Raw genomic sequence first — 4,818 nt, 5'->3', positions numbered from 1 at the left:
CTTGTGGGCGAAAGGGTGCCCGGTACCGCGCTCCCGGCGCGCCTCCCCATCGTGCCCGCGGTACCGGCCCCGGAGGGGACGTCACGCCGACAGGGGGAACTCCTCGCCCAGCGCGCGGAAGACGGCGGTGTTCAGGGCGAAGGCGCGCTTGCACTCGGCCACGATGCGCTGCTTCTCCAGGTCGTCCGCCCGGACGCCGTCGAGCAGTTCGCGGTACTCGCGCTTGAAGGCGGCGGGGTTGCGGATGCCCTCGAAGACGTAGAAGCGGACGCCGTCGCCCTTCCTCGGGAAGCCCCAGGTGCGCTCCGCCCTGTCGCGGATGATCTGGCCGCCGGAGAGGTCGCCGAGGTAGCGGGTGTAGTGGTGCGCGACGTAGCCCGCCGGCCACTCGGCCGCGCAGTGGGCGACGCGCTCCGCGTACGCCCGCGTGGCGGGCAGCGCCGTCAGCGTCGTGCGCCACCCTGGGCCGCGCAGGTGGGCCAGGTCCTGCTCCAGGGAGGGCAGGCGCAGCAGCTCCGGGCGGATGAAGGGGCCGGCCACCGGGTCCGGCGCCAGCCGCTCCGTGCCGGACTCCAGGGCCTCGTACACGAACCAGAGCTGCTCGGTGTAGCGCGCGTACGCGTCCATGCCCAGCCGGCCGCCGAGGAGGTCGCTCATGAACGTCGAGGTCTCCGCTTCCACGTGCTGCTCGTGGGAGGCGGTGCGGATGAGGGTCGAGAAGGAGTCCATGAATCCAGATCTTTTATGGTTAGGCTTACCTAAGTCAAGGGCTTGCCGACGCTGTGTCGGTACGTCCCTACCCCGTCGCGGAACGACGAAAGCCCGCCCTCCGGGGAGAACGGGCTTCGGGGCCGGGGACCCGGGCTCCGGGCCGCGGCCGTGGCTACGGCAGGGTCAGGATGTCCGCGCCGGTGTCCGTCACCACCAGGGTGTGCTCGAACTGCGCCGTCCGCCTGCGGTCCTTCGTCACGACCGTCCAGCCGTCGTCCCACATGTCGTACTCGTGCGTGCCCAGCGTCAGCATCGGCTCGATCGTGAACGTCATGCCGGGCTGGATGACCGTCGTCGCGTGCGGGCTGTCGTAGTGCGGGACGATCAGCCCGGAGTGGAACGAGCTGTTGATGCCGTGGCCGGTGAAGTCCCGGACCACCCCGTAGCCGAAGCGCTTGGCGTACGACTCGATGACCCGGCCGATGACGTTGATCTGCCGGCCCGGCCTGACGGCCTTGATCGCCCGGTTCAGCGACTCCCGGGTCCGCTCCACCAGCAGCCGGCTCTCCTCGTCCACGTCGCCCACCAGGTACGTGGCGTTGTTGTCGCCGTGCACCCCGCCGATGTACGCCGTCACGTCCAGGTTGACGATGTCGCCGTCGCGCAGCACCGTCGAGTCCGGGATGCCGTGGCAGATCACCTCGTTGACCGAGGTGCACAGCGACTTGGGGAAACCGCGGTACCCGAGCGTCGACGGGTAGGCGCCGTGGTCGCACATGTACTCGTGCGCCACCCGGTCCAGCTCGTCGGTGGTGACACCGGGCGCGATGAGCTTGGCGGCTTCCGCCATCGCGCGCGCCGCGATCCGCCCGGCGGTGCGCATCGCCTCCACGGTCTCGGGGGTCTGCACCTCCGGCCCGGTGTACGGCGCGGGGGCGGGCTTGCCCACGTACTCGGGACGGCGGATGTTCCCGGGCACGGAACGGGTGGGGGACAGCTCCCCTGGGATGAGCAGCGACTGGCCAGACATGCCGGCGAGTCTAATTCAGCGCTCACGGGGGACCATCTTCCGTGGCGAAAGGAGCCGGTCATGCCCCTGTTCAAGAAGCGGACGGTCGGAAAGCCGGGCGAGTGGTACTACTGCCTGGAACACCAGAAGGTCGAGGAAGGCCCGGACTGTCCCAACAAGGACCGCTTCGGTCCCTACACGAGCCGCGCCGAGGCCGAGCACGCCATGGCGACGGCCCGCGAGCGCAACCTCCAGTGGGAGAACGACCCCAAGTGGCACGACGCCCCCGAGGGCGAGGGCGACCGCAGGGGCGAGGCCTGAGCGCCGCATGACGGGCGGGCCCCCGCCCGCCCCCGCTACCAGCGGGCCGGGGGCGGGGCCGTCAGGAGGTCGGCCAGGTGGGACAGGCGGTCCCGGAAGCGGCGGCGGCCCCGCGGGGGCGGCAGGGCGTTCTCGCCGGCCGCCGCGCTGACCAGGTGCTGCACCGTGTCCAGGTCCAGTTCGGCGCCCGGCGGGACGGCCAGCGCCTCGTGGGCCAGCGCCGGCAGCTCGCCGTCGCCGGGGCCGAGGGCCAGCAGGGTCGCGCCGGCCCGGCGGGCGTCGGACACCCGCTCCAGCAGCGGGGCCGTGGGCTCTCCGGGCGCCACCACCAGCAGCGTCTCGCCCCGCCGCGCCGCCTCCAGCCGGCCGAGACCCACCGCCAGGTGGGCGGGGTCCGAGGGGCGCGCGTCGTGCCGTACGAGCGTCGGGGCCAGCTCCGGCGTGCCCGACCAGGCCGCCTCGTCCACCAGGTGCGCCGCCAGGTGCCACGGCTCGTACTCCGGCGTCCCCACCAGCAGCAGCCCGCCCCCGTGCGACACCACCGACCCCCTCAGGGCCCCCGCGAACCGCCGGGTGGCCCCCAGCCACTCGGTCCCGGCGAGCACGTCCCGCAGCAGCGCCACCCGTACGGCATCCATGGGGCGCACCCTGCCCCGGCCGGGCCCCGATCACGTGGGATCCGCTCCCGGTTCACCCGATCGTGAAAGGGCGGGGCAGCGCAGTGACGGCGCTCACGCGGGACCCGTGCGCACCGGAAACGGCCGCCCGCGCCCTTAGAGTCGGGCCATGACCTCCAGTACCCCCAGCGACAGCGCACAGCAGGCCGGAAAGACCCCCGCGCAGGCCGCAGATGCCCCCGCGAAGGCACCCGCCAAGGACCCCTGGGACCTGCCCGACGTCTCCGGGCTCGTCGTCGGCGTGCTCGGCGGAACCGGACCGCAGGGCAAGGGCCTCGCCTTCCGGCTCGCCAAGGCCGGCCAGAAGGTGATCATCGGTTCGCGCGCCGCCGAACGCGCCCGGACCGCCGCCGGGGAACTCGGCCACGGCGTCGAGGGCGCCGACAACGCCGAGACCGCCCGCCGCAGCGACATCGTGATCGTCGCCGTGCCCTGGGACGGCCACGGCAAGACCCTCGAGAGCCTGCGCGGGGAACTGGCCGGCAAGCTCGTCGTCGACTGCGTCAACCCGCTCGGCTTCGACAAGCAGGGCGCCTACGCGCTCAAGCCCGAGGAGGGCAGCGCCGCCCAGCAGGCCGCGGCCCTCCTCCCCGACTCCCGGGTCACCGCCGCCTTCCACCACCTGTCCGCGGTCCTGCTCCAGGACCCGGAGATCGACGAGATCGACACCGACGTGATGGTGCTCGGCGAGGTCCGCGCCGACGTGGAGATCGTGCAGGCCCTCGCCGGACGCATCCCCGGCATGCGCGGCATCTTCGCCGGCCGGCTGCGCAACGCCCACCAGGTGGAGTCCCTGGTCGCCAACCTGATCTCCGTCAACCGCCGCTACAAGGCACACGCCGGGCTCCGCGTGACGGACGTATGACCTCATGGGGGACACTGGACGGCGAAGCAGTGTCCCCCGACAGGAGTCCAGCCGCCATGCCCCGACTCGCCCTCTACGCCCTCATCGTCTGCCTCCTCGCCGTCGCCGCGGCCGTCGTGTCCTTCGTCCAGGGCAGCTGGCTGGGCGTCGTCTGGATCCTGCTCGCGGGGCTGTCGTCCAACATGACCTGGTACTACGTACGGCGGGGGAGGGCGGAGCGGCAGGCCGCCGCCGAGGCGGCGCGGGACGACCGGACCGCCACCGGCTGACCGGTCACGGGCCGGCCGGGCACCGGGCGACCGGCACGGGCCGGCCGCGGAGCGAGCGAGCACCGGTCGAGCCGTCCGCGGATCGACCGGTCGCGCGCCGCGGTCGCCCGCCGGCCGGTTCCCTCACGCGGTGACCGAGCAGAGCTCGTGCTCCCCCTGCCAGAAGCGGAACAGCTCCAGGCCGCAGTACGTCTCCAGCTCGTGGACGCCCAGGGCCGACAGGATCGAGTCGATCACGTCGAAGAACACGCCGTTCACCGCCGGCACCCACAGCAGCGCGAACACGAACAGCAGGCCGAACGGCGCGAACGGTTCCACCTGGCTCCGCAGGCTCCGCGACAGCCAGGGTTCGAGCACGCCGTAGCCGTCCAGGCCGGGAACCGGCAGGGAGTTCAGGATCGCGGCCGTCACCTGCAGCAGGGCCAGGAAGGCCAGCGCGAACCGGAAGGCGAGCGGCACGCCGTCCAGTGCGCCCAGCCAGAACGGCGCCGTGCACACGAGCGCGAACAGGACGTTCGTCAGCGGGCCCGCCGCCGAGATCAGGCTGTGCCGCCGGCGCCCCCGGATCCGGTGCCGCTCGATGAACACCGCCCCGCCCGGCAGACCGATCCCGCCCATGATCACGAACAGCACGGGGAGCACGACGCTGAGCAGGGCGTGGGTGTACTTCGCGGGGTTCAGCGTGAGGTAGCCCTTCGCGCCGATCGAGATGTCGCCACTGTGCAGCGCGGTGCGGGCGTGCGCGTACTCGTGCAGGCACAGCGAGACGATCCAGGCGGACGTCACGAACAGGAACACGGCGACACCCGGCTGCTCGGCGAACCCGGTCCAGGTGGCCCATCCCGTGACCGCCGTGACGGCCAGGATGCCCAGGAACACCGGGCTGATCCTCCGGTCGCCGTGACGGGTGGTGGCGGTGGTCATGGGACTCCCTGGACTGGACGGCCGGGCCGCGGCCCGGCCGTC

Annotated in this window: 7 protein-coding genes; 3 read left to right on the top strand and 4 right to left on the bottom strand. The window is 72.7% G+C overall.

Annotated features, from left to right (window positions below):
• Positions 1–81: 81 nt before the first annotated feature.
• Together AOK18_RS22400 and map are read right to left on the bottom strand one after the other, a co-directional pair.
• Positions 82–729, bottom strand: coding sequence for a biliverdin-producing heme oxygenase (locus tag AOK18_RS22400; protein WP_055695510.1), 648 nt, complete (start codon positions 727–729; stop codon positions 82–84).
• A gap of 154 nt (positions 730–883) precedes the next feature.
• Positions 884–1,741, bottom strand: a complete 858-nt coding sequence (gene map, locus AOK18_RS22395; protein WP_055573721.1) for a type I methionyl aminopeptidase — start codon at positions 1,739–1,741, stop codon at positions 884–886.
• Between the two features lie 60 nt (positions 1,742–1,801).
• On the opposite strand from map, the gene AOK18_RS22390 reads away from it, so the two are divergent.
• The gene (locus AOK18_RS22390; RefSeq protein WP_055573722.1) at positions 1,802–2,041 is read left to right on the top strand and encodes a hypothetical protein; all 240 of its coding nucleotides are present in this window, start codon (positions 1,802–1,804) and stop codon (positions 2,039–2,041) included.
• Positions 2,042–2,076: 35 nt separating this feature from the next.
• On the opposite strand, the gene AOK18_RS22385 is transcribed toward AOK18_RS22390, so the two are convergent.
• Positions 2,077–2,679, bottom strand: a complete 603-nt coding sequence (locus AOK18_RS22385) for a hypothetical protein (protein ID WP_055695509.1) — start codon at positions 2,677–2,679, stop codon at positions 2,077–2,079.
• 148 nt (positions 2,680–2,827) lie between these two features.
• Here AOK18_RS22385 and npdG point away from each other — a divergent pair, with 148 nt between their 5' ends.
• Both npdG and AOK18_RS22375 read left to right on the top strand, forming a co-directional pair.
• On the top strand, positions 2,828–3,583 hold the full coding sequence (gene npdG, locus AOK18_RS22380) for an NADPH-dependent F420 reductase (protein WP_055695508.1): 756 nt from the start codon (positions 2,828–2,830) through the stop codon (positions 3,581–3,583).
• A 56-nt stretch (positions 3,584–3,639) separates the two neighbouring features.
• Positions 3,640–3,852, top strand: a complete 213-nt coding sequence (locus AOK18_RS22375; protein WP_055695507.1) for a hypothetical protein — start codon at positions 3,640–3,642, stop codon at positions 3,850–3,852.
• 123 nt (positions 3,853–3,975) lie between these two features.
• On the opposite strand, the gene AOK18_RS22370 is transcribed toward AOK18_RS22375, so the two are convergent.
• A complete protein-coding gene (locus AOK18_RS22370; protein ID WP_055695506.1) occupies positions 3,976–4,776 on the bottom strand; it encodes a site-2 protease family protein in 801 nt (266 codons plus the stop codon).
• Positions 4,777–4,818 lie beyond the last annotated feature (42 nt).

Source organism: Streptomyces prasinopilosus, assembly GCF_001419695.1.
GTDB classification, from domain to species: domain Bacteria; phylum Actinomycetota; class Actinomycetes; order Streptomycetales; family Streptomycetaceae; genus Streptomyces; species Streptomyces prasinopilosus.
This window is presented reverse-complemented; position numbering and strand designations above follow the sequence as displayed.

What these genes read in the sequence shown, in the direction of transcription:
- AOK18_RS22400 (WP_055695510.1), bottom strand. Translation starts at nt 729, where the DNA reads ATGGACTCCTTCTCGACCCTCATCCGCACCGCCTCCCACGAGCAGCAC.
- map (WP_055573721.1), bottom strand. Translation starts at nt 1,741, where the DNA reads ATGTCTGGCCAGTCGCTGCTCATCCCAGGGGAGCTGTCCCCCACCCGT.
- AOK18_RS22390 (WP_055573722.1), top strand. Translation starts at nt 1,802, where the DNA reads ATGCCCCTGTTCAAGAAGCGGACGGTCGGAAAGCCGGGCGAGTGGTAC.
- AOK18_RS22385 (WP_055695509.1), bottom strand. Translation starts at nt 2,679, where the DNA reads ATGGATGCCGTACGGGTGGCGCTGCTGCGGGACGTGCTCGCCGGGACC.
- npdG (WP_055695508.1), top strand. Translation starts at nt 2,828, where the DNA reads ATGACCTCCAGTACCCCCAGCGACAGCGCACAGCAGGCCGGAAAGACC.
- AOK18_RS22375 (WP_055695507.1), top strand. Translation starts at nt 3,640, where the DNA reads ATGCCCCGACTCGCCCTCTACGCCCTCATCGTCTGCCTCCTCGCCGTC.
- AOK18_RS22370 (WP_055695506.1), bottom strand. Translation starts at nt 4,776, where the DNA reads ATGACCACCGCCACCACCCGTCACGGCGACCGGAGGATCAGCCCGGTG.